The 23,483-nt window shown below is 57.8% G+C and carries 21 protein-coding genes; 8 read left to right on the top strand and 13 right to left on the bottom strand.

Translation table 11 applies throughout. The features are described from left to right. Positions 1-8 precede the first annotated feature (8 nt). The 5 genes from WFK85_RS06685 to WFK85_RS06665 are packed head-to-tail and all read left to right on the top strand — an operon-like array spanning position 9 to position 5,557. Entirely contained in the window at positions 9-953 is a 945-nt protein-coding gene (locus tag WFK85_RS06685; protein ID WP_166992218.1) for an ABC transporter permease subunit, read from the top strand. Beyond that, positions 950-1,810 carry an ABC transporter permease subunit gene (locus tag WFK85_RS06680; RefSeq protein WP_166992215.1) on the top strand — a complete coding sequence of 287 codons (861 nt, stop codon included), beginning with the start codon at positions 950-952 and terminating at the stop codon, positions 1,808-1,810. Before WFK85_RS06685 ends, WFK85_RS06680 begins: the two co-directional genes overlap by 4 nt. Next, positions 1,807-3,426, top strand: coding sequence for an ABC transporter ATP-binding protein (locus WFK85_RS06675; RefSeq protein WP_336707236.1), 1,620 nt, complete (start codon positions 1,807-1,809; stop codon positions 3,424-3,426). The genes WFK85_RS06680 and WFK85_RS06675 overlap by 4 nt, the downstream gene beginning before the upstream one ends. Then, positions 3,423-4,469, top strand: a complete 1,047-nt coding sequence (locus tag WFK85_RS06670; protein WP_213714456.1) for a putative FMN-dependent luciferase-like monooxygenase — start codon at positions 3,423-3,425, stop codon at positions 4,467-4,469. The genes WFK85_RS06675 and WFK85_RS06670 overlap by 4 nt, the downstream gene beginning before the upstream one ends. Next, positions 4,466-5,557 carry an alkylhydroperoxidase domain protein gene (locus WFK85_RS06665; RefSeq protein WP_166992206.1) on the top strand — a complete coding sequence of 364 codons (1,092 nt, stop codon included), beginning with the start codon at positions 4,466-4,468 and terminating at the stop codon, positions 5,555-5,557. Before WFK85_RS06670 ends, WFK85_RS06665 begins: the two co-directional genes overlap by 4 nt. Before the next feature lie 69 nt (positions 5,558-5,626). On the opposite strand, the gene paaK is transcribed toward WFK85_RS06665, so the two are convergent. Genes paaK through paaA form a run of 11 tightly spaced genes read right to left on the bottom strand, consistent with a single transcriptional unit; the run spans position 5,627 to position 15,141 of the window. Then, a complete protein-coding gene (gene paaK / locus WFK85_RS06660) occupies positions 5,627-6,943 on the bottom strand; it encodes a phenylacetate--CoA ligase PaaK (protein WP_336707238.1) in 1,317 nt (438 codons plus the stop codon). A gap of 23 nt (positions 6,944-6,966) precedes the next feature. After that, the gene (pcaF, locus tag WFK85_RS06655; protein WP_336707239.1) at positions 6,967-8,175 is read right to left on the bottom strand and encodes a 3-oxoadipyl-CoA thiolase; all 1,209 of its coding nucleotides are present in this window, start codon (positions 8,173-8,175) and stop codon (positions 6,967-6,969) included. Next, positions 8,172-8,597, bottom strand: coding sequence for a hydroxyphenylacetyl-CoA thioesterase PaaI (gene paaI / locus WFK85_RS06650; RefSeq protein WP_166992200.1), 426 nt, complete (start codon positions 8,595-8,597; stop codon positions 8,172-8,174). Before paaI ends, pcaF begins: the two co-directional genes overlap by 4 nt. Continuing rightward, entirely contained in the window at positions 8,587-10,011 is a 1,425-nt protein-coding gene (locus WFK85_RS06645) for a 3-hydroxyacyl-CoA dehydrogenase NAD-binding domain-containing protein (protein WP_166992197.1), read from the bottom strand. The genes paaI and WFK85_RS06645 overlap by 11 nt, the downstream gene beginning before the upstream one ends. 2 nt (positions 10,012-10,013) lie before the next feature. Beyond that, positions 10,014-10,802 carry a 2-(1,2-epoxy-1,2-dihydrophenyl)acetyl-CoA isomerase PaaG gene (gene paaG / locus WFK85_RS06640; RefSeq protein ID WP_336707356.1) on the bottom strand — a complete coding sequence of 263 codons (789 nt, stop codon included), beginning with the start codon at positions 10,800-10,802 and terminating at the stop codon, positions 10,014-10,016. Beyond that, positions 10,802-11,569, bottom strand: a complete 768-nt coding sequence (gene paaF / locus WFK85_RS06635; RefSeq protein ID WP_336707242.1) for a 2,3-dehydroadipyl-CoA hydratase PaaF — start codon at positions 11,567-11,569, stop codon at positions 10,802-10,804. Before paaF ends, paaG begins: the two co-directional genes overlap by 1 nt. Continuing rightward, a complete protein-coding gene (paaE, locus tag WFK85_RS06630; protein ID WP_166992191.1) occupies positions 11,569-12,636 on the bottom strand; it encodes a 1,2-phenylacetyl-CoA epoxidase subunit PaaE in 1,068 nt (355 codons plus the stop codon). Before paaE ends, paaF begins: the two co-directional genes overlap by 1 nt. Before the next feature lie 7 nt (positions 12,637-12,643). After that, on the bottom strand, positions 12,644-13,138 hold the full coding sequence (paaD, locus tag WFK85_RS06625; protein WP_166992188.1) for a 1,2-phenylacetyl-CoA epoxidase subunit PaaD: 495 nt from the start codon (positions 13,136-13,138) through the stop codon (positions 12,644-12,646). A gap of 10 nt (positions 13,139-13,148) precedes the next feature. Then, entirely contained in the window at positions 13,149-13,904 is a 756-nt protein-coding gene (paaC, locus tag WFK85_RS06620) for a 1,2-phenylacetyl-CoA epoxidase subunit PaaC (protein ID WP_336707244.1), read from the bottom strand. A gap of 8 nt (positions 13,905-13,912) precedes the next feature. Then, the gene (gene paaB, locus WFK85_RS06615) at positions 13,913-14,200 is read right to left on the bottom strand and encodes a 1,2-phenylacetyl-CoA epoxidase subunit PaaB (protein ID WP_008461407.1); all 288 of its coding nucleotides are present in this window, start codon (positions 14,198-14,200) and stop codon (positions 13,913-13,915) included. An 11-nt stretch (positions 14,201-14,211) separates the two neighbouring features. After that, positions 14,212-15,141 (bottom strand): 1,2-phenylacetyl-CoA epoxidase subunit PaaA, encoded by a 930-nt coding sequence (gene paaA / locus WFK85_RS06610; RefSeq protein WP_166992182.1) that lies wholly within the window; start codon positions 15,139-15,141, stop codon positions 14,212-14,214. A 284-nt stretch (positions 15,142-15,425) separates the two neighbouring features. Between paaA and paaZ the strand changes: the two genes are divergently transcribed. Together paaZ and tynA are read left to right on the top strand one after the other, a co-directional pair. Continuing rightward, positions 15,426-17,471 carry a phenylacetic acid degradation bifunctional protein PaaZ gene (paaZ, locus tag WFK85_RS06605; protein WP_336707247.1) on the top strand — a complete coding sequence of 682 codons (2,046 nt, stop codon included), beginning with the start codon at positions 15,426-15,428 and terminating at the stop codon, positions 17,469-17,471. Between the two features lie 298 nt (positions 17,472-17,769). Next, positions 17,770-20,043, top strand: coding sequence for a primary-amine oxidase (tynA, locus tag WFK85_RS06600; RefSeq protein WP_336707249.1), 2,274 nt, complete (start codon positions 17,770-17,772; stop codon positions 20,041-20,043). 433 nt (positions 20,044-20,476) lie between these two features. On the opposite strand, the gene WFK85_RS06595 is transcribed toward tynA, so the two are convergent. Together WFK85_RS06595 and WFK85_RS06590 are read right to left on the bottom strand one after the other, a co-directional pair. Continuing rightward, on the bottom strand, positions 20,477-21,181 hold the full coding sequence (locus WFK85_RS06595; RefSeq protein ID WP_336707250.1) for a class I SAM-dependent methyltransferase: 705 nt from the start codon (positions 21,179-21,181) through the stop codon (positions 20,477-20,479). Between the two features lie 257 nt (positions 21,182-21,438). Next, positions 21,439-22,056, bottom strand: coding sequence for a hypothetical protein (locus WFK85_RS06590; RefSeq protein ID WP_336707252.1), 618 nt, complete (start codon positions 22,054-22,056; stop codon positions 21,439-21,441). 566 nt (positions 22,057-22,622) lie between these two features. On the opposite strand from WFK85_RS06590, the gene WFK85_RS06585 reads away from it, so the two are divergent. Continuing rightward, the gene (locus WFK85_RS06585; protein WP_008461399.1) at positions 22,623-23,474 is read left to right on the top strand and encodes a hypothetical protein; all 852 of its coding nucleotides are present in this window, start codon (positions 22,623-22,625) and stop codon (positions 23,472-23,474) included. The last annotated feature ends 9 nt before the right edge of the window (positions 23,475-23,483 follow it).

Here is a 23,483-nt window from a genome sequence, read left to right as displayed (position 1 = left end):
GGGCAACCATGACACGTTATCTGGCCGGGCGCATAGCCCAGGCGTTGCTGGTACTGTGGGCGGCCTATAGCGTGTCGTTCATTCTTCTGCAGCTCTTGCCGGGCGATGCCGTCCTGATCAAATTCCAGAACCCGGATCTCGGCCTGAGCGCCGAGCAAATTCAGGAGATGCGGGTGATCTATGGCGAAAGCACCCCGCTCTGGCAGCAATATTTGACGACGCTCGTCCATATGCTGCGCGGTGAGTTTGGCTACTCCATCGAGGCTGGAGTGTCCGTCAGCCAGCTGATTGCCGCCAACCTTCCTTCGACGCTGCGGCTAGCCGGGCTGGGTTTTGCCGCCGCGATTATTCTTGCCGTGGGCATTTCAGCGGCCTCTACGCTGGCCCCGCTTCGCTGGCTGAGAACGCTCTTTGCCAACCTTCCGGCGCTGTTCATTGCCGTCCCGACGTTTTGGCTCGGCATTGCGCTCATTCAGCTGTTTTCCTTCCAGTGGCGGCTGATTCCGGTGATCAATCCCGGTTTCTGGCAGGGGCTGATTTTGCCGGTCGCCACGCTTGCGGTGCCCATTAGCGCCCCGCTGGCACAGCTGCTGATGCGAAATATCGACCAGGTGCTGACCCAGCCGTACGTCGCCGTTGCCAGGGCAAAAGGCGGCAGCCGCGCCGGGGTACTGTGGCGGCACGTGGCCCGCAACGCCCTGTTGCCGGTGCTGACCGTGGCCGGTTTGCTGCTGGGCGAGCTGATTGCCGGGGCGCTTATCACCGAAACCGTCTTTGGCCTTAACGGCCTGGGCCAGCTGACGCAGCGGGCGGTGAACAATCAGGATGTCGCCGTGCTGCAGGCGGTGGTGATGATCTCCGCCCTGAGCTTCGTGGTCATTAATCTGCTGGTGGATGTGCTTTATCCCCTGCTCGATCCGCGCCTTAAATCTATTCGGGGAGTCACCGCATGACGACCGTTGATATTAATACTCCGCTGCCGCGCCGTGCGGTAAGCCGCTTTTCGGGCCTGCGCGCTAACGTTCAGCCCGGTCTTTGGCTAGCCTGGTTAACGCTGATTATTGTCGCACTTTGGGCGCTGTTCCCGGCGCTATTCACTCAGTGGAGCCCAACCGAAGGCGTCCCGGGCGCGCAGCGTCTTGCACCTCAGGCCGGACACTGGCTGGGCACCGATCAGCTTGGCCGCGATCTCTACGCGCGAATCGTCTGGGGCGCATCGCATTCGCTCTCCGGCGCGCTGGTCGCGGTAGCGCTCGGGCTGGTGGTCGGTACTGCACTTGGCGTCCTGGCCGGGGCAACCGGCGGCAAAACGGAACACGCGCTCATGCGAGGCGTGGATGTGCTGCTGGCGATCCCCGGTCTGCTGCTGTCGCTCAGCGTGATTATTCTGCTTGGTTTTGGCACCGTGAACGCCGCTATTGCCGTGGGCGTGACGTCTATTGCGAACTTTACCCGCCTGGCCCGTGCAGAAGTGGTTCGCATTCGCCACAGCGATTACGTCGAGGCTGCGGTCGGCAGCGGTGGCACATTCCTACAGGTGCTGTGGCGCCATATTTTGCCGAATGCTTTGACCTCCGTGTTGGCCTTTGCCGCGCTGCAGTTCGGCTCCGCCATTCTGGCGCTGTCTACGCTGAGTTTTCTGGGTTATGGCACGCCGCCGCCGACGCCGGAATGGGGCCTGTTGATTGCCGAAGGTAGGAACTATCTGGCAACGGCCTGGTGGCTTTCCACCTTCCCCGGCATGGTTGTCGTGGCCGTCGTGCTTGCCGTCAATCGTCTTAGCCACCCTTTTGCCCGGAGATCGTCATGAATACACCGCTGCTAAAAATCACCGACCTCAGCATCGCCTGGCGCCAGCGCGGCGGTAAAAAACGCGTGGTGCATAACGCCTCCTTTAGCCTGAACGCTGGCGAGGTGCTGGCGATTGTGGGCGAATCCGGCTCAGGGAAAACCACCCTCGCCCAGTCGATTATTGGGCTGCTGGGCGACAATGGCGTAATTGAATCCGGTGAAATTCAGCTCAACGGGGAAGCCATCAGCCGCTGGTCTGAACGCCAGCTTGATGCCCTGCGCGGAGCCAGCATCAGCCTGATCCCGCAGGATCCTGGCAGTTCCCTGAATCCGGTAAAAACCATCGGCGAACAGGTGGCCGAGGTACTGAAACTTCACACGCGGTTGCCTAAAGCCGAGCGGGAAAGCCAGGTTGTGGCCCTGCTAGAAAAAGTGGGCTTGAGTCACCCGGCGCAGCGCGCGGGGCAATATCCGCACCAGCTTTCCGGCGGGATGAAGCAGCGGGTGCTGATCGCCATGGCTATCGCCCTGAAACCCGCGCTGATTATCGCTGATGAGCCGACCAGCGCGCTGGACGTTACGGTGCAGAAACGCATTCTTGATTTGTTGGATACTCTGCGGCGCGAGTCCGGTACGGCTGTACTGTTTGTGACACACGACCTGGCGCTGGCCGCCCAGCGTTCCGCCCACATTCTGGTGTTCCGCGACGGGCGAATCCAGGAGGCTGGCCCCACGAATGACGTCGTTCGACAGCCTAAAAACTCCTATACGCGCCAGCTGTTTGCCGATGCGCCAGGGCTGTCGCGCACGCTGCGAGCCTGGCCTTCACGCGCCCCGCAAACGGCGGCCATCGAAATCCGTAACCTAAGCCAGCACTTCTCCCTGGGGAAAGGCAGTGACCAGACGCTCCGGGCTCTGGACAACGTGTCATTTACCGTAGCCAAAGGCACCACCCACGCGCTGGTTGGCGAGTCAGGCTCAGGTAAATCCACGCTGGCGCGCATTCTGCTTGGCTTCCAGAAGCTGGACAGCGGGCAAGTGCTGATCGACGGCATCGACACCACCGATCTCAGCCCGGAAGCGCGCCGTCAGCTCCGGCAGAAAATTCAGCTGGTGTACCAGAACCCCTTTGCCTCACTCGACCCGAGCCAGACGCTCTTTCGTATCATCGAGGAGCCGCTGCTTAACTTCGGCAAGCTGTCGAAGGCCGAGCGGCGCGCCAAAGTAGAGGCGATTACCGAACGCGTGGCGCTCCCGCTGGAGGCGTTGACCCGCAAACCTCGTGAGCTTTCCGGCGGGCAGCGGCAGCGCGTGGCTATAGCCCGCGCGCTGATTCTTGAGCCACAAATTCTGGTGCTGGATGAGGCCACCTCTGCGCTGGATGTCACGGTACAGGCACAAATTCTGCGCCTGCTTGACGACCTGCAGCAGCAGCTCGGCCTGACTTACCTGTTTATCTCCCACGACCTCGCCACCGTGCGCCAGCTGGCCTACAGCGTTTCGGTGCTACGCGCCGGAGAACTGGTGGATAACGGCCCGATTGCCGACGTATTTAACGCCCCGGCCAGCGATTACACATGGCAGTTGCTGAACGCTATTCCCGATATTGGCTTTGGCCATAAGGACGTTGCATGACCATTAAACGACTGGGCTTTTTTACCCGCCTGCTTGACCATGCCCCGGCAGCCGAACGCTACCGGCTGGCAACGGAACAAATTATTCACGCCGAATGGCACGGTTTTGATGCCGCCTGGGTGGCGCAGCATCACTTCCATGAAGCCGAAGGCGGCCTTCCCGCCCCGCTGGTGTTTCTCAGCCACGTGGCGGCCCATACCCGACGCATACGCCTTGGCACAGGGATTATTACCCTGCCGATGGAATCCGCGCTGCGCGTGGCCGAAGACGCGGTTGTCCTGGATCTGCTGAGCGGCGGGCGCTTTGAACTTGGCGTCGGCTCCGGCGGCACACCGGGCTCCTTTCCGGCATTTGGGTTACAAAGCGCGGAAAGGGGCAAAATTTACGCCGACAACCTCTCATTGCTGCGCTCAGCCCTGAACGACGAGCCGCTGGCGGGCACGGATAACCATCTTTACCCGGCCTCCCCGCAGCTAAAAAACCGCATCTGGCAGGCGACTTTTTCCGTTGACGGCGGCGCGCGGGCAGGAAAAGCGGGCGACGGGCTGATGCTTTCCCGCACTCAGCCTCGCCCGGCTGACGCGCTGGATACCCCGCTGGATGAGATACAAAACCCGATCATCGATGCCTATCTGGACGCCTTACCCGAGGGCGTTGAGCCTCGCATCCTTGGCTCCAGAACCGGGTTTGTCACCGACGACGGCGAGCTGGCAAGGCAGCTCGCGGCCAAAGGGCTGCGCCAGCAGGCAGAGCAGCATCGGGCGCAGGGGCATCCGGTATTGGGCGAGACGCTGGATAGCCATATTGCCTCGTTTGACGTTCACCTGGGGACGCCGCAGCAGGTCATTGCCTCGCTGACACGCGACAGCACGCTCCAGCGCGTGACCGACCTTTCGTTCCAGGTGCACTCCATCGATCCGCCGCATGCCTACATTTTGCGGTCTATTGAACTGCTGGCGCAGCAGGTTGCCCCGGCGCTCGGCTGGGTTCGCAGCAGCGCCCGCCCAACCTCTACCTCGTCATTGTCTAAGGAGTCATTATGAGTCATTCGGATTTGCTCAATCATCTGGCGGGCGTTATTCCCGGCACCGCGCTTGCGGAAGCGCGGGAAATCCGCGAGGCCGCCACAGCCCACGCGCAGGGCAGCTATGAGGCACTTTTCGGTGAGGCCAGTTCAAGTGGCCTGAGCCTGCCAGAAAGGCTGCATCTCGCGAGGCGAGTGGCGGACTGGCACGACGATGCCCGGCTCACGGACCATTACGCCCAGCGTCTGGCTGGCCAACCCGCCAGCGAACGCTTTAGCGCCTGGCTCGATCATGCCGAAAGACTGAGTTTCCAGCCGGTGCAGGCAGGCCCGCAGGACGTCCAGACGCTGATTCAGGCAGGCTTTAGCGAAGAAGAAGTGGTGACACTGTCACAAATTATTGGCTTTGTGGCCTTCCAGAGCCGACTGCTGCGCGGCCTGCGCCTGATTGGAGGCCAACAGACAAACGGCGAACAGGTTCGCATTCCTGCCGCCGGCGAGTGGCACCGCCAGCCGTTAACCGCCAGCGGCAAATCCGCCCCGGTGACGTTTACCCAGGCCGAGCTTAACTGGGAACCCTGGATAGCCGCCCTGCCTTACGCGGAATTCGCCCCGGAAGAGCAGGAAACCCTGAAACGTTTTGGGCACCAGGACTCGGATTATTTCCGCCTGCTGGGCCGCAATCTGCCGGTACTGGAACAGCGCACGCTCACCGATAAAGGCATTTTCTATACGCCGGGCGGTTTGCCCCGCGCCGAGCGCGAACTTGCCGCCACGGTTGCCAGCAAGATCAACGGCTGCATTTACTGCGCCTCCGTGCACGCCCGCAAGGCCAGCCAGCTGTCAAAACATAATGAAGCGATTGAACGTCTACTGGCCATCGAACCTGGCGGGACGCTGAGCGACGGGCAATCCCCTCGCTGGCAGGCGGAAATTAACTTTTCGGCGGCATTATCCGCCACTCCGGCAAGCGCCAATGCGCAACAGATACATGCCCTGAGGGAACTGGGATTAAGCGAGCTTGAGTTGTTGGATTTGGTGCAGTCCACGGCCTTTTTCGCATGGGCCAACCGTCTGATGCTGACCCTGGGCGAGCCGTTTAACTGATTGCAGGCAGGCAAACGTGCCGGGGAATTATGATCCACCGGCACGCTTAAGTGAAACCGTCACGGATGATTAATGATTCGCCGCCTGACGAAGATCGCACACCCGGATAGCTTTTCCTTCTGAACGCGGCAGGCTGCCGCAGTTCACAATGGTGATATCCGTTGAAATCCCCACCATCGACTTAATGCGGTGGCGCAGCTCATGGCAAACCGCGCAGCGCTGTTCGTGGCTGAGATACAGGCTGCTTTCCTTCAGTTCCACCTTGACCGCCAGGGTATCCAGGTGCCCGCGACGATGCACCTCCAGCTGATAATGCGGTGCCAGGTGCTGGAATTTCAGGATCTCCTCTTCCAACTGGGACGGGAACACATTCACGCCCCGGATAATCAGCATATCGTCTGAACGGCCGGTTATCTGATCCATTCGGCGCATGGTACGAGCGCTGCCCGGCAGCAGGCGCGTTAAATCGCGGGTACGGTAGCGGATCACCGGCAGCGCCTCTTTGGTCAGCGTGGTGAACAGCAGTTCGCCGTGCTCGCCGTCGTCCAGCGGGACACCGCTCTGCGGGTCAACGATTTCCGGGTAGAAATGGTCTTCCCAAATCGTCGGGCCATCCCGGGATTCCAGGCATTCCATTGCCACGCCCGGCCCCATCACTTCCGACAGGCCGTAGATATCCAGCGCGGTAATGCCCAAGCGACGTTCAATTTCCGCCCGCATCGCTTTGGTCCACGGCTCCGCACCAAAGACCCCGACGCGGAGCGAGCAGCCGCTGGCGTCGCCGCCCATCTGCCGTTCCAGCTCTTCAATCAGGTTCAGGCACCAGGACGGCGTGACCATGATCATGTCCGGTTTAAAATCACGGATCAGCTGCGCCTGTTTTTCCGTCTGGCCGCCGGACATCGGGATCACTGTCGCCCCGAGGCGCTCTGCGCCGTAGTGCGCCCCCAGCCCGCCGGTAAACAACCCGTAGCCGTAGGAGACGTGAATTTTATCTTTTGGCGTTCCGCCTGCGGCACGCAGCGAACGCGCCACAAGGTTAGCCCAGGTATCAATGTCGTTTTGGGTGTAGCCCACAACGGTAGGTTTGCCCGTGGTGCCGGAGGAGGCATGAATGCGAACGACCTGCTCCATCGGCACGGCGAACGTGTCAAAAGGATAGTTATCGCGCAGATCCTGCTTGGTGGTGCACGGGAACAGGCGAATGTCTTTCAGCTCTTTAAAATCGTCAGGGTGCACGCCCACGGCGTCAAATTTGCGCTTATACATCGGGACGTTGCTGTAGGCGTGATTCAGCGTCCATTTCAGGCGCTGCGTCTGCAGGGCCTGAAGCTCATCCAGCGATGCGGTTTCAATCGGTTCCAGCTTGGTTTCAGAGGTTATCATTATTAGGGTACTCGCAGGTTTGACTAGCTCACACGCTCAAGGACCAGGGCAATGCCCTGACCCACACCGATACACATAGTGCAAAGGGCATACCGCCCGCCGCGCCGGTGCAGCTCCAGGCTGGCCGTTAACGCCAGTCTGGCACCGCTCATCCCCAGCGGGTGTCCCAGGGCAATCGCGCCGCCGTTAGGATTCACATGCGGGGCATCATCCGGAAGCCCCAGTTGGCGAAGCACGCCGAGCGCCTGCGCGGCGAAGGCTTCATTGAGTTCAATCAGATCCATGTCGTGGATGCTTAATCCGGTCATCTCCAGCACTTTACGTACCGCAGGCACCGGCCCCAGCCCCATCAGGCGAGGCTCCACGCCCGCCGTCGCCATCGCGACTATGCGCGCCTTAGGCGCCAGGCCGTGCTGCAGCGCGGCAGCTTCGCTGGCGATAAGCAGCGCTGCCGCCCCGTCGTTCACGCCGGAAGCATTGCCCGCCGTCACGACGCCGTTCGCGCGGAACGGCGTTTTTAGCGCCGCCAGCTGTTCAAGCGTGGTTTCCGCCCGCGGGTGCTCGTCTTCCCTTACTTCCGTCACCGCGCCTTTGCGACCGCTTAGCGTGACCGGCACAATCTCTTCAGCCAGAATGCCTTTCTGCTGCGCGAGAGCGGTACGCTGCTGGCTGCGAAACGCAAACCGGTCCTGGTCTTCACGGCTTATTTTTAACAATTCCGCTACATTCTCTGCCGTTTCCGGCATGCTGTCAGTACCAAATTGCGCTGCCATGAGCGGGTTCACAAAACGCCAGCCAAGGGTGGTGTCAAACATCTCGGCCTGACGCTGGAACGGCGAGCTGGCTTTGGCCATCACAAACGGTGCCCGAGACATGGATTCCACCCCACCTGCCAGCATGAGCTGAGCGTCACCGGCTTTGATGGCGCGAGCCGCAAAGCCCACGGCATCCAGCCCGGAGCCGCACAGGCGGTTGATCGTGGTGCCCGGCACAGTCTGTGGTAAACCGGCCAGCAGCGTCGCCATGCGTGCCACGTCGCGGTTATCCTCCCCGGCCTGGTTCGCGCAGCCAAAAATCACGTCGTCTACGGCGCTCCAGTCGAGAGTGGGATAGCGTGCCAATAGCGCTTTTAGCGGCAGCGCGGCCAGGTCATCCGCGCGCACGCTCGCAAGCGCGCCGCCGTAGCGGCCAATCGGGGTGCGTACCCCATCGCAAATAAAAGCCTGACTCATAATTTTTCTCCTGAAACCGTCGTCCCGATGCGATGGGCGCGGCCGCGAAACAGCGCCAGCGTCTTCTCGTCCTGATTACTGATCTCGATATCGTAGACGCCCGTCTGCCGCCCCTGCTGGCGCACCCTAGCCACCGCTTTAAGCCGGTCCCCCGCCTTGCCGGGACGCAGAAATTCAATGCTGCAGCCGGAGGCCACCGCCGCCAGCCCCTGGCTGTTGCAGGCGTAGGCAAAAGCGGTGTCGGCGAGCGTAAACAACTGCCCGCCGTGGCAGGTCTGGTGCCCGTTAAGCATGGCCTCAGTGATGGTCATGGTGAGCAGAGCAAAACCGTCGCCCATCTCAACCACTTCAATGCCCATCTGTCTGGCGCAGTTGTCCCGCGCGTACATCACGCGGGCGTTATCCCAGGCGTTAGTGCTCATGTTGGTTCTCCAGCAGCGCTCGCTGGCGCAGTAAAGAGGTCGGGCGGTAGCGCTCTTCTCCGTAATGGCGCTGCAGATTTTCCAGCAGCGTCAGAATGTTTTGCCAGCCCAGGCGGGCTCCCCAGGCCAGCGGCCCGTGCGGATAGTTCACGCCGAGCTGCATGGCGGTATCGATGTCGGCTTCCGCAGCCACGCCTTTCTGCAGCGCATCCAGCGCTTCGTTGGCGAGCATCGCCACGGTGCGCCAGGCCAGCATGCCAGGGTAGTCACCGATCACCAGCACCTGTTTACCCTGCTGCTGGAAGTAATGGGTGACCTGCGCCAACTGCTGAGGCGTGACCGAAGCCGACGGCGCTAACACTTCCAGCGAAGACTCGGCGAGTCTGTCCCGCAGCACTACCGGGCGTTTCAGCTCGGCCGACATGGCGGTGGCCGTAATACCGCTGGTTATGGCAACGGCGATGCCGTCGATTTCAAGAGTTTTGCCGACCTGCGTGACCTGTTTAGCCGCCAGTTCGGCAGGCACTTGAGGCTGATATGCCGGTTTCGCCTCAAGCGGCCAGCGGTAGACGCCCTGCCCGGTTTTCTTGCCCAGCCGCTTGCCAAGCACCAGTTCCTGCTGGGCGAGAGAAGGCAGGAAACGACGCTCCTGCCAAAAGGCGTTAAACACCGAGCAGGTGACGGCGAAGTTGACGTCCTGACCTATCAGATCCGTTAACGCCAGCGGCCCCATCGGGAAGCCCGCCCCGTCGCGTAACGCGGCATCAATAGCCGCCGCCGGGGCAACCTGCTCCTCCAGCGCGCGCCAGGCTTCAGCATAAAAAGGCCGAGCCACGCGGTTAACGATAAAGCCCGGCGTGGAATGGCAGCGCACCGGCTGTTTACCCCAGCGCAGAGCCAGCTCGCAAAGCCGCTCGGCAATCTCCGACGAGGTTTCCAGGCCGCTGACCACTTCGACCAGTTTCATCACCGGCGCAGGGTTAAAGAAATGCAGTCCGACCACGCGCGCCGGGTGGCTGATGCCGCTGGCGATGGCGGTGATAGAAATGGATGAGGTATTGCTGGCAAAGACGGTATCAGCCCCGCAGACCGCCGCTAAATCGCGGAAGATGGCCTGCTTGACGTCAATTTGTTCGGCGGCGGCCTCAATCACCAGCGCGGCCTGAGCCAAATCAGCCAGCGTTTCCGCCGGATGCAGCCGGGCAAGCGTTGACTGACGGAGCGCCTCGTCAAGTTTGCCTTTGGCTACGCGGGCGCTGAGTACGGTATCAATGCCGTCTATCGCACGCTTTGCTGCGCCGGGCTGAATGTCGTACAGCCACACCGGATGACCCGCGCTGGCCGCCACCTGGGCAATACCTGCGCCCATGGTGCCGCTGCCAATCACCGCAATCACGGCCTCAGGAGTTAACATACTTATTTCCCCTTAAAGGTGGCCGGGCGCTTCGCCAGAAAAGCAGACACCCCTTCGCGGTAATCTTCGCTGCGGCCAGCCAGGCGCTGATAGTCGCGCTCCAGGTCGAGCTGGGCGTCCAGGGTGTTGGTTTCCGAGGCGTAAAGCGCCTGCTTGATAAGCCCCAGGCCAAAGGTCGGCTGGGTGGCAAAGTGCTGGGCCAGCTGGCGGGCGGTATCGCTGAGCTGTTCGTCGTCCACGACCTGCCAAATCATGCCCCAGTCGTGCGCCTGCTCGGCGGTAAGCATGTCGCCAAGTAACGCCAGCCCCATGGCACGCGCCCGCCCGGTCAGGCGAGGCAAGAACCAGGTGCCGCCGCAGTCGGGCACCAGCCCCAGCTTGCTGAAAGACATAATAAATTTTGCTGAACGCGCGGCGATAACCATGTCGCAGCCCAGCGCCAGCGTAGCCCCGGCTCCCGCCGCCACGCCGTTAACCGCCGCAATCACCGGCTTTGGCAATTTCGCCAGGCGGCGCAGCAGAGGGTTATAAAACGTTTCAACCGAGTAGCCGAGGTCCGGGGCGTCACCGCTTGGGTCAACGTTGCGGTCGTTGAGATCCTGCCCGGCACAGAAGCCGCGCCCTGCGCCAGTGATTAGCAGGCAGCGGATGGTTTCGTCCCGCTCGGCCTGGGTGAGAACTTCCGCCAGTTGGCGATGCATTTCGTCGTTGAAGCTGTTCAGCCGCTCCGGGCGGTTGAGGGTCAGGGTCATCACCCCGTTTTGCACATCGCTGACAATAAAACTCATGATTAACGTCCTTTGAATTCAGCAGGTCGTTTTTCCAGGAAAGCGGCGAGGCCTTCCCGACGATCTTCGGTGGCGGCGAGCAGTGTAAACAGCTGGCGTTCCTGCAGCAGCCCCTGGCTCAGGCCCGTGTTCTGTGCCTGTTGAAGCGCATTTTTGGCGGCCTGCAGCGCCAGCGGCGCATGACTGGCAATACCGGCGGCAAGCTTCTGGGCGTATTCCAGCGTTAGGGCTGCGGGATGCACTTCGGCGACCAGCCCGGCACGTAAAGCCCGATCCGCGTCGATAGCTTCGCCGCTCAGCACCATGCGGTAAGCCAGCGCTTTGCCTACGCTACGAATAAGCCGCTGCGTGCCGCCCGCGCCGGGCATAATCCCCAGCGTGATTTCCGGCAGGCCGAAGCGCGCATTATCCCCGGCCACGATGATGTCGCTCAGCAGCGCCAGCTCGCAGCCAGCCCCGAGCGCATAGCCGTTCACGGCAGCGATCAGGGGTTTAGGGAAACGCTCGAGACGAGCCCAAAGCTGTGGCCGGGGGTCGTTGAGCGTGGCGGGCATATCCCGGCTGGCCATCTCTTTGAGATCGGCTCCGGCAGCAAAAAAACGTTCGCTGCCGGTAATGACGACGGCACCAATGGCGGCGTCCTGCTGCGCAGCTTCGAGCGCTTCGGCAATCAACGTCAGCAGCGCGTTGTTGAGCGCGTTCCGCGCCTGCGGGCGGTTCAGCGTCAGGGTTAACACCCGGCCGTTTTGCTGGCTAAGAAGTTCGCCCATCACACCCCCTGCGCGTCAAAGTCGAGCACCACGTCGTCGCCCTTCGGCAGCGCCTGGCAGCTCAGGACGTAGCCTGCGGCCAGCTGATCCGGCTCCAGGCTGTAGTTGACGCCCATTTCCACTTCGCCCTGCAGCACCTTGCAGCGGCAGGTGGCGCAGACGCCGCCTTTGCAGGCATACGGCAGATCCGCGCCCTGGCGCAGGGCCGCGTCGAGAATGCTTTCGTCCCCGGCGGTCAGGGTAATCTGGCGATCTACGCCGTCCTGGCGCAGGATGACGGTTTTACCCGCAGCCTGAGCGCGGGAACGGGCACCCGGCGCAATGCCCGGCGTGTTGAAATGTTCGAGGTAGATATCCTGAGGCGCGACGCCCATCTCTTTCAGCGCGGTTTCGGTGGCCTGCATCATGCTTTGCGGGCCGCAGATAAACGTGCGGTCAAAGCCTTTGACGTCCAATAGGTGGTCGCCAAGCTGCTTCAGTTTTTCGCCGTCCAGCCGGCCGCTGAGCAGGTCGCTGTCCGACCTTTCCTGACTGAACAGGTAAATCAGCTGCAGGCGCTGCGGGTAGCGATCTTTCAGGTCGGCCAGCGCCTGGCGGAACATCATGCTGGCGCTGCTGCGGTTGCCGTAAACCAGAGTCACGCTGCTTTCTGGCTCGGTGGCGAGCGTGGCGCCGATAATGGCCAGCATCGGCGTGATGCCGGAGCCGACGGCGAGTGCCAGATAGTTGCCGCGAGTTTCCGCTTCCGGCTGGTAGCCAAACGTTCCCTGCGGCACCATCACCTCGAGCGACATCCCGGCGGTTAAATCGCTGACCGCATATTGTGAAAAGCGGCCGCCTTCAATGGCTTTTACCGCCACGCAGATTTCGCCGGGATCCTCAGAGCGGCAAATAGAGTAGCAGCGGCGCAGCTCTTCCCCGCCCAGTCGGGCTTTCAGCGTCAAATGCTGCCCTGGACGAAAGCGGTACTGCCCGCGCAGCGCGTCCGGCACCGCAAAGGTAATCGCTACCGCCTCTGCGGTTTCGGGTTCGATGCGTGCCACTTTCAGGGAATGAAACGTTGTCATGGCATCCTCAAATACATTTAAAGTAATCAAAGGGTTCCCGGCAGCTGTCGCAGCGGTAAAGCGCTTTACAGGCCGTGGAGCCGAATTCACTGATGAGCGACGTGTGTTCGCTCCCGCAGCGTGGGCAAGTCACCTGGGCGGCGACCGTCGCGTGGCAGGCATGTCCCTGCGGCGGGCTGATGCCGTATTCGCGCAGCCGGGTTTTAGCCTCCGGCGACATCCAGTCCGTCGTCCAGGCGGGATGCAAAACCTGCCTGATGTGCACCGGACTCAGCTTTGCGCCTTCCAGGGCTTCCCGGATTGCGGCCAGCAAAAATTCAGTGGCCGGGCAGCCGGAATAGGTTGGCGTAAAACCGATATGCCAGCCGTCCGGGCGGTGCTCGACGCTGCGCACCATCCCGAGGTCGGTGATGGTCAGCACCGGGATTTCCGGGTCACTGATTTCACTCAGCAGACGCCAGACATCGCGGACGGCAGCGGGCTGAAGCGTGGCGGTTTGCATCCTCTCCTCCTTACCACTGCTGGTTCGGGTAAGCGCGCTGCAGGTACTGCATTTCAGCCAGCAGCGGGCCGAGGTGTTCGGTGTGCAAGCCTTGCTTACCGCCGGTGCGGTATGGCTGCTCTGCCGGGGCCTGCAGCGAGGCATCGCTCAGTCCGGCGGTCACTTCTTGCAGCCATTCGGCCTTGAGGCTACGCGGGTCGACGGCGATGCCCTGCTCCGCCAGCATGGTTTCCAGCTCATCGACAACGAACATTTCGCCGCTGAAGCGCCATAGTTTGTTTAAAGCACTTTGCGTTTTCGCCTGCGAAAGCTCAGTGCCGTTGCCCAGGCGAACCAGCCAGCCACGGCTGAAGCGCAGGTGATAGCGCACTTCTTTAATGGCTTTGGCTGCGATGGCCGCCAGCTGCGGATCTTTGCTTTCTACCAGGCGGCTGAACAGCGAGACGTGCCACGCGTCCAGCAGGTACTGACGCACCAGCGTTTCGGCGAAATCACCGTTGGGCTGTTCCGCCAGCAGCAGATTGCGGTACTCGCGCTCGTCGCGGCCAAAGGCCAGCCTGTCTTCGTCGAGGTGCTCGCCTTCGCGCTCGGCGGCGTAGGTCAGGAAGTTGCGCGCCTGGCCGAGCAGGTCGAGGCCAATGTTGGCCAGCGCCAGATCAATCTCCAGCTCCGGCGCATGGCCGCACCAGGCGCTCAGGCGCTGGGCCAGCACGAGGCAGGTGTCGCCGAGGCGCAGGCTGTAGGTCGCTACAGGATCGAGTGTCATTGGCGGCCTCACATGTGCTCGATGCCGTCAGGCAGCGTGTAAAACGTTGGGTGGCGGTAGACTTTGCTGTCTGCCGGGTCGAAAAACTCCGGGCGCTCTTCCGGCTGGGAGGCGACGATTTCGCTCGCTTTCACGACCCAGATGGAGCAGCCTTCGCTGCGGCGGGTGTAGGCGTCGCGCGCGTTTTCCAGCGCCATCTGGTCGTCGGCGGCGTGCAGGCTGCCAACGTGGCGATGGGACAGCCCTTTTTTATTGCGAATAAAGACTTCATACAGCGGCCAGTAAATTTTGCTCATCTCTTACTCCTTCAGGCGGCGGTGCGGGCCTGTTGTTTTTCGGCATACGCAAGGGCGGCTTCGCGCACCCATGCCCCCTCTTCCCAGGCTTTGCGCTTGGCGGCGAGGCGCTCTTCGTTGCATAAGCCGCGCCCGGCCACCACGTCGTTGAATTCCTGCCAGTCGATGTCGCCAAAGCGGTAATGGCCCGTGACCTCATCGCGATACAGATCGGGATCTGGCACGGTCATGCCCAGCAGCTCAACCTGCGGCACGGTATTGTCGACAAAGCGCTGACGCAGCTCGTCATTGCCGAAGCGTTTGATTTTCCAGGCGAGGCTTTGGGCGCTGTTCGGCGAGTTGTCGTCGTTGGGTCCGAACATCATCAGCGCCGGCCACCAGAAGCGGTTAATGGCGTCCTGCAGCATCTGGCGCTGTTCGGGGCTGCCGTTCGCCAGCACGGTGCAGGCTTCAAATCCCTGCCGCTGGTGGAAGCTTTCTTCTTTGCAGATTTTCACCATCGCCCGGGCGTACGGGCCATACGAGGTCCGGCACAGCGCGACCTGGTTGACTATGGCTGCCCCGTCCACCAGCCAGCCAATCACGCCGATGTCGGCCCAGTTGAGCGTCGGGTAGTTAAAGATGGAGGAGTATTTCATCTTGCCGTCGAGCATCTTCTGGTAGATATCTTCCCGGGCGCAGCCCAGGGTTTCCGCCGCGCTGTAGAGGTACAACCCGTGCCCGGCTTCATCCTGCACTTTGGCCAGCAGAATGGCCTTGCGGCGCAGGCTGGGGGCGCGAGTTATCCAGTTACCTTCCGGCAGCATGCCAACGATTTCCGAGTGCGCATGCTGGCCTATCTGGCGGATCAGCGTTTTGCGGTAAGCCTCCGGCATCCAGTCCTGTGGTTCGATGGCGGTTTCCTGCTGGATGCGCTCATCAAAGCGTTCTTGTTCTGTCACGGCATCACCTTATGATTCAACTTAACTCAACAATTTGCGATATTGCGAATCACTTCATGATTAAAAGTTACAGATAAGTTAACGAAGATCGCAAAGATTACACCGCACGTTTGTGAGGTCTATCACGCTAAATATCGTAAAAACCAGACTTATCATTGAGATAAATCAATAACAAAAAACACAAGCCATCACAATGTTAACAATTCATTAAATTACAGCTTGATTTTTATGATTCATAAAACAAACACTGCAATGATTAAATGCAGCATGTAATGGAGAGTGAGATGCAACAGTTAACCAGCTATCTGTCCGGGACGTGGTTTAGCGGCCAGGGAAAAGAAAGAACTATTTTTCATGCCGTTAGCGGCGAACCGCTGTGGCAGGTGACCAGCGAAGGGGCGGATATGGCGGCGGCAAAGCGCTTCGCCATTGCGCAAGGTGGCAAAGCGCTGCAGGCGATGACGTTTATTCAGCGTGCCGCGATGTTAAAAGCGGTGGCTAAGCACCTGCTGGCGCAGAAAGAAGCGTTTTACCAGGTCTCTTACCAGACCGGTGCCACCCGCGCCGACAGTTGGGTAGACATTGAAGGCGGCATCAGTACGCTGTTTGCCTACGCCGGAATGGGCAACCGCGAGCTGCCGGACGACACGCTGTGGCCGGAAGACGAATTGATGCCGCTGTCCAAACAGGGGGGATTCGCGGCCCGCCACGTACTCACTTCGAAGTCTGGCGTAGCGCTGCACATCAACGCCTTTAACTTCCCCTGCTGGGGAATGCTCGAGAAACTGGCCCCAACCTGGCTGGCCGGGATGCCCGCGATTATCAAGCCCGGCACGGCGAGCGCGCAGTTAACTCAGGTGATGGTAAAAGCGATTGTGGAATCAGGGCTGGTGCCTGACGGGGCGATAAGCCTGATCTGCGGCGGCGTGGGCGATCTGTTTGAGCACCTGGATGAGCAGGACGTGGTGACGTTCACCGGCTCGGCCAGCACAGGCCAGAAGTTACGTTGTCACTCAAATATCGTTGCCCGTTCAATTCCCTTCACCATGGAAGCCGACTCGCTGAACTGCTGCGTACTGGCGGAAGATGTCACGCCTGAACAACCTGAGTTTGCGCTGTTCGTGCGGGAAGTCGTGCGCGAGATGACCGCCAAAGCAGGGCAAAAATGCACCGCCATTCGCCGGATTATCGTGCCGCAAAACCGGCTGGGTTCGGTGATTGAAGCGCTGCAAGCGAAACTGGAAAAAATACAGCCCGGCGACCCGGCACTCGAAGGCGTGCGCATGGGGGCGCTGGTCAGCCTTGAGCAGCGGGATGACGTGCAGCGGAAAGTCGACCAACTGGTTGGCGCCGGCTATGATGTCCTGCTGGGCGGCAAGGCCGATACTGCACAGCCGGGCGCGTTCTTCCCGCCAACCCTGCTGCTTTGCCAACAGCCTGACGAAACGCCTGCGGTGCATGAGCTTGAGGCCTTCGGCCCGGTAGCGACCGTGATGCCATACCGGGATGCCGAACATGCCATGGCGCTGGCTCGCGCCGGTCAGGGCAGCCTGGCGGGGACGCTGGTGACCGCCGATGAGCAAACGGCACGTCACTTTATTCTCGGCGCGGCCCGCGCTCACGGGCGCATTCAGGTGCTGAACCAGGAGTCTGCAGTGGAATCCACCGGGCACGGTTCTCCGCTGCCGATGCTGGTGCACGGCGGCCCAGGTCGCGCGGGCGGCGGGGAAGAACTCGGCGGCCTGCGGGCGGTGAAGCACTATATGCAGCGCACCGCCATTCAGGGCAGCCCGACGATGCTGGCCGCCGTTAGCGGGCAATGGAACTACGGCGCAAAAGTTCACGAGGACGCCTTGCATCCGTTCCGCAAACATTTTGAGGAGCTGCGCATCGGGGAAAGTATTCTGACTGCCCGCCGCACCGTCACCGAAGCTGATATCACCAACTTCGCCAACCTGAGCGGCGACCGGTTCTACGCCCATACCGACAAAATTGGCGCGGCGGAGTCGTTCTTCGGCGAGCGCGTGGCGCACGGTTACTTTGTGGTGTCTGCCGCCGCCGGGCTGTTTGTTGACCCAGGTGTCGGGCCGGTGATTGCCAACTACGGCATGGAAAATCTGCGCTTTATCGAGCCGGTAAAAATCGACGATACCATTCAGGTGCGCCTGACCTGCAAACGCAAAACCGCCAAGCCGCAGAAGACGGCGGAAGATAAGCCGGTTGGCGTGGTGGAATGGGCGGTGGATGTCACCAACCAGCATCAGCAGATTGTTGCGCGCTACTCGATCCTGACGCTGGTGGCCCGTCTGCACGGTGATTTTGCCTCATAAGAGTTCGTCACCGAGTTTGGTTTTTACCCTCACCCTAACCCTCTCCCTAAATGGGAGAGGGAATAAAAATCTTCCCGTCGTTTATTTTCTCCTTCTCCCTCTGAGGTGAGGGCTGAATTTAACCCGACGCTTATCAACCCGGAGCCACAATCCTCACCAATCCTACATTCTGGCAACCACAGCAAAACACTTGGCAGGGAGCACAAGGGAAGCCCAGGCGGAAGTTGTTATGTTGAATCCGACAGTCTTTATCCAGCACGCACATAACAACACAACGCACTTTTAAGGTGAGAAAGCGATGACAATGAAAACTGGAAAAAAAGCGCTGGCGCTGGCTATTGCGCTCCTGACTTCGGCGGGGATTAACGCCCCCGCTTTTGCCCACGGCGGCGAGGCACATATGGTGCCGATGCAAAAAACGCTGACGGATTTTGGCGCCGACGTCCAGTGGGACGATTACGCGCAGATGTTCACCCTCGTGAAAGACGGTGCCTATGTGAAGGTGAAGCCTAATGCCACCTCCGCCATCGTTAACGGCAAAACGCTGAAGCTTGAAGTGCCGGTGATCTTTAAAGGTAAAACGGCGTTTATCTCCGAAGGGTTTATCAATGAAGTCTTCCAGTCCGGGCTGGATCAAACCTTTGCCGTCGAGAAAAAGCCGCACCCGCTGAACTCTCTGAGCGCCGACGAAATTAATAAAACGGTGGAGATAATCAAAGACGCGGCTAACTACAAGCCGACTATTCGCTTTACCGAAATCTCACTACGCGAGCCGCCTAAAGAACAAGTCTGGAAGTTTGTGATGGACGGCACCAGCGTCAGCCAACCACGCGAGGCGGACGTCATCATGCTGGATGGCCGCCATATTATTGAAGCCACGGTGGATCTGGCCGCCGGGATAGTTAAGAGCTGGAAGCCTATCGAAGGCGCACAGGGCATGGTGCTGCTGGACGATTTTGCCAGCGTGCAGTCAATCATCAACAACAGCAAAGAATTCGCGGAAGCGGTGAAAAAACGCGGTATCAGCGATCCGTCGAAGGTCGTCACAACGCCGCTGACGGTCGGCTATTTCGACGGTAAAGACGGCCTGAAGCAGGATCAGCGCCTGCTGAAAGTGGTGAGCTATCTTGACGTGGGCGACGGCAACTACTGGGCACATCCGATTGAGAACCTGGTCGCGGTGGTGGATCTCGAGCAGAAAAAAATCATCAAAATTGAGGAAGGCCCGGTCATTCCTGTGCCGATGACGCCCCGCCCTTATGATGGCCGCGACCGGCAGGCTGCCAACCTCAAGCCGCTGGATATCATTGAGTCGGAGGGAAAAAACTACACCATTACCGGCGACACGATTCACTGGCAAAACTGGGATTTGCACCTGCGTCTGAATTCCCGCGTTGGCCCGATGATTTCCACCGTGACCTACAACGACAACGGCACTAAACGGAAGATCATGTATGAAGGGTCGCTCGGCGGGATGATTGTGCCTTATGGCGACCCGGACATCGGCTGGTATTTTAAAGCGTATCTGGACGCCGGGGATTACGGCATGGGCACGCTCACGTCCCCTATCGTGCGCGGCAAAGATGCGCCGGCGAACGCGGTTCTGCTGGACGAAACCCTGGCCGATTACACCGGTAAACCCATCACCATTCCTCGAGCAATTGCCATTTTCGAGCGCTACGCCGGGCCGGAATACAAACATCAGGAAATGGGCCAGCCGAACGTTAGCAGCGAACGCCGTGAGCTGGTGATCCGCTGGATAAGCACCGTCGGCAACTACGACTACATCTTTGACTGGGTCTTCCATCAGAACGGCACCATTGGCATTGATGCAGGCGCGACCGGCATTGAGGCGGTCAAAGGCGTGAAGGCCAAAACCATGCATGATGCCACCGCCAAAGAAGATACCCGGTACGGGACGCTGATCGACCATAATATTGTCGGCACAACGCATCAGCACATCTACAACTTCCGTCTGGACCTGGACGTGGACGGCGAAAACAACAGCCTGACCGCGATTGACCCGGTGGTGAAGCCAAATACCAGCGGCGGCCCGCGCACCAGTACCATGCAAACCAATGAGTATGCGATTAAAAACGAGCAGGACGCCGCGCAGAAATTTGACCCTGGCACTGTCCGCCTGCTGAGCAATCCGAACAAAGAAAACCGCATGGGCAACCCGGTCTCCTACCAACTGATCCCCTACGCGGGCGGGACTCACCCGGTCGCCACCGGCGCGAAGTTTGCCCCGGACGAGTGGATTTATCATCGCCTGAGCTTTATGGATAAGCAGCTGTGGGTAACCCGCTACAACCCGGATGAGCGCTATTCTGAAGGGAAATACCCGAACCGCTCTGCGCACGACACCGGTTTAGGGGCTTACAGCAAAGACAATCAGTCGCTTGAGAACACGGATAATGTGGTCTGGCTAACCACCGGCACCACGCATATCGCCCGCGCCGAAGAGTGGCCCATCATGCCGACCGAGTGGGTACATGCCCTGCTGAAGCCGTGGAATTTCTTTAACGAAACGCCGACGCTTGTGAAATCAGAGGAAACGACCAGTAAATAAAGGGTTTGCGGCGCACTATTACAGCGCGCCGTTTATTTAACGCCTGGACGAAATATTCGACCTGGCTTAGGTAATCATTTTGGTTTATCATGAATAATAAAAATGTGGCGTAGCCAGCATTGATTTAGTCTTTTTAAATTTATTTCATCATGGGTGTAAATACCCCCCCACATTATTTATCACACCGATTAATTCTTGGTATTTACCATAATAATAGGCTTACTCATGACCACCATGTGACCCTGTTTTTCTATGTAAAACATTCGCCAATTGCTGCGCAATGCTTAGCTCCTCTGAGTTCTCTTTTGCCGCGCCGGAATAGCAGCCAACCAGATAATAGATGAAATAACAAACCAACTATAACACCTTAATTAATGCGTTATAGTTGGTCATTAAGAAGAAAAAAACGATGAACTCTCAGTTTTGCGGCGTGCTATTCCCGCCCGCCTGAAGATTTTACCGCCTGCCAGCCGTGAATCAGCAGCGACTGGAAGAACGGTGTTACGCTGGCGAACCCGGCTTCGCGCAGCAGAGCTTCGGTCTGGCGAGGCGGCAACAAGAGCAACCGCTGGTTGAGCTCAGCCTTTACCTCAGCAATATCGCGCTGGCGTTGGGTATAAGCCTGCTGCAGCGCAACCCAGTATCTTAATTGCCCGTCAAAATCGGGATCCGCCATATCTCCCGCTATTTCTGCGGCAATCAGCTGTCCCACGGGTTTTAGCCTGTCGCCGATGTGCTGATAGATCCCGCCCCGCTGCGGATGTTGAATAAAATGCGCCACCAGTAAGCACAGCGCAGCATCAAATTTATCCTGTTCCGGGACGTCTTTGACGTGGCCTACAATCAGCTCACAGCGGCCACTCAGCTCCTCCCGTTCAAGCTTTTCTGCACAGACGGCCAGCATATCGGGGGAAGGATCGACCCCGGTAAAATGCCAGTCAGGATGCTGTTTTGCCAGCCGGACGATTTCGGTGCCGGTCCCTACGCCCACGCAAAGCACTTTCGCCTCAGTTGGAAGATCCCTGAGAAGCAATGACAGCAAGGCGTGTAGGTTGTTAGAGATGTCTTTCAGACGTTCGCTGCTGGCATCGTACTGGCGGGAAAATTCCGCGTTAAAGATATCATTTGTGTCGTTCATCACTTCACCTCCGGCGGTGCACTGCGGCTAAACATCACCATCATGGATAAAAGGTCAAATGACCTCTTAAATATCATGTAACTTACGATATCACATGAAAGATGGGTATAGAAAGACTTTGTATCTTGCTTTTCTGACGCCTGCCGAAGCCTGTTTTTGTAGCAAATATAATAATCGCCGTTTTCTTTTCACAACGCTATGTAAAGGGCAAGCCCTGCCCTTTAGTTATTTCGATGTTGTTCGCCGCTGGCTAAAAATCACCGATTTCTTAACGAGTTAAAGGGTGAAGCTGGAGTAATCAATTTCCCGACAAGGGGTAATCTCGGATTATTATCAAAAGGATTTCGCTCCTTAAAAATAGCCCCCTGATTATTTAAAAGACCTAAAATCCCTTGATATTCCGATTTATAAGATAAACGTTCATATCCACCATATACATATATTCTTCTCTGCAATACATTAGCTAACCTCTGCGCCACGCTAAGCTCTTCAGAATTTTCTTTTGCCTCGCCAGAATAACAGCTTAAAAGATGTAGCGGTCTTTTATCTCTCGAGAGATCAAGTGAATGGCGAAAAATAAGATAACGGTGAAGATCTTCCGGTGTAAATGTCTGATAAACAGGATCAGGTCCATCCCCCATGATGTATAACTTACCGCTTTGAGAACCATGCACCATAAGACCCGGCTCTCCTGTACCCAAATAATCACTGACGTATCCCAGACGGAGTCGGGTAGCTTTCCCATTCTTTTTCTCACCTATTTCAATCGCTTTATAATAAGCAACTGGCTTTGCATCAGCAGGATTAAAATCAATGCTTAAACTTCTCTTTTTTCGTTCAAATAAAAATTGATTAATGCTTTTACAAATAGCCATAGCAATATCCATATCATAAATAAGGCATAGGACATTATAATAAAATGGCGATAAGCACCATGAACAAAATCTTAATTAAGGTATTATCCCTCGCTCTGAACGGAGAGCATTTTAAGCCCGAAAAAAAAATAGAAAATTAAAGATGAAGCAGAAACAAAAGTGAGTACTTCGTTGGCATAATCCTTAATCATTTTACCGAAGTCGCCGCAACTTTAACTGCTACATCGGCTGCAAACCTGACGGAAAAGACAGTAATCCAGGCGTAACGCTCGCTGCATGTTTTTTGTACATGACCTCACACTGTTTTCCTCTGCCCGGAGATATTATTTCCACATAATTTCAAAATCAAAAAAATGAGAACGATAAGCATTTTTGGTTAAAAAAAATTAAAAACAAGAAAAAATAGAATCATATTTTTAACTTTAAAATAAACAGTGATATACTCAAAAACGATATCAACTTGCAATCACTAAATAAAAATCACGTATAACGTGCATTTTATCTCTGCCTTTAGCAGTCGTTTTATGGAGCATTTGCGCCATAGCTGAATACCGAGAAAAAACAATATGACACGACACAAACTTCAAGACACCATCGATAAATACAGCCAACAAGTTAAAAAACATCCTCGTTTTCGAGAAGCCATACAGCATCATTATGATCACCTGTTAATCACCTATAAAAAACAACCTCTTTTTTATAAAACCATTCTGCAAAGCTCGCGCTTTCATGTGGTTCTGGCCCTGCTCTGTTTTCACTACGGTGACCGCCAGGCGGTGCTCGCAGACATCAAAGAGTTTTGCGTAAAAATGGGGTTGACCAGCCTGAACACCGTGAATTCTCTGGTCACGCTCCTACGCATCACCGGCAGAATGACGCTTGAAAAAAGTGAGGATGACCGTCGGGTTCTGTTGTATTCCCCGAGCGTAAAGGGTCTCAATGAAACCCGCAGCTATATGCAAATATCCATCCCTTCATTGAAATTTTTGCTACCGGAAAATGCTCTGTCGTTTCACGCTCTGGAGGATGAAAATACATTTGCGAATTTTTTCCGGCGCAGCGCCAACCTTCTTTTTGACGAAGTCATTTTAAGTCGACTGGTCCCCAACAGCGCCATGTTTGTTGACAAAGATGCCGGGCATATCATTATGTTGAGAATATACCTGAGGGCAAAACAGGATGATGATGGCCGCTGGTGGCTGAAGCCTAATTATAATAAAACGTCCAAAGATCTTTTTGTCTCGAGAATGCATCTGAGACGCATTGTTAATTGCGGCATTATGGCCGGATTATTCAGTGAAGACAGTGAGGGCAAGCTCGAAATACACCGTGCCTTCATGGAAACGGCTGAGTCTTATTTTGGATATTATTTTTCCTTTATCATGTACGGTCTGGATATCGACCCGACGATATTTTGAACAACATTA

Origin of the sequence: Cedecea sp. VD22, assembly GCF_037150195.1 — a bacterium.
In the GTDB taxonomy this organism is placed as follows: Bacteria; Pseudomonadota; Gammaproteobacteria; order Enterobacterales; family Enterobacteriaceae; genus Cedecea.
This window is presented reverse-complemented; position numbering and strand designations above follow the sequence as displayed.